Raw genomic sequence first — 580 nt, forward strand, 5'->3', positions numbered from 1 at the left:
CTGCCGGTCAGCGTTCCTCCGAAAGTGACGCTCCCGCAGGATCTGCCGGCGCTCGCTTCGGGTCAGGCTCCGGCCGCACCCGCGGCACCGGGGGCACCCGCGCCCGCGGCCAGTCCCGCCGGACCAGTCTCGCCTCTGCTGGCCGCCCTGCCCTGATCAGTTTCGTAAACGGCTAAACCACTACCGAGAACCGGAGGACACACACCGTGGCAACCACTTGGAATCTGTCCAAAGGTTTGGCCGCTGTCGTCACGGCATCGGCTGTCGCGTTCGGGCAGAGCCCGAACGCGACAGCCGACCCGGCGGCGCCGCAGCCGACACCGCAACCGAACGCGGCCCAAGGACTGCCGGGTCTGCCTGCCCTGTCGCAGCTGAGCCCGCTCATCCAGCAAGCGGCCACCGACCCGCAGCAAGCGACACAGCTGCTGATGGCCGCAGCCCAAGCCTTCGCACACAACCCGAGCACGCCCAACGAGTCGAAAAACGTTGCGGCCGCGGTCAATCAGTTCGTCGCCGAGCCCGGCGCGCCGGCGCAACACGTGCCCGCGGCGGGGGTGGAACCCGGTTTGCAGGCCCACCT

General features: G+C 69.7%; 2 pseudogenes. Both read left to right on the forward strand.

What is annotated here, in order from left to right:
* Positions 1-156, forward strand: a pseudogene (locus tag A5708_RS27585) (hypothetical protein); the annotation flags it as partial.
* A gap of 50 nt (positions 157-206) precedes the next feature.
* A pseudogene (locus A5708_RS15160) lies at positions 207-580 on the forward strand (hypothetical protein); the annotation flags it as partial.

This window comes from Mycobacterium colombiense (genome assembly GCF_001672755.1).
In the GTDB taxonomy this organism is placed as follows: Bacteria; Actinomycetota; Actinomycetes; order Mycobacteriales; family Mycobacteriaceae; genus Mycobacterium; species Mycobacterium colombiense_C.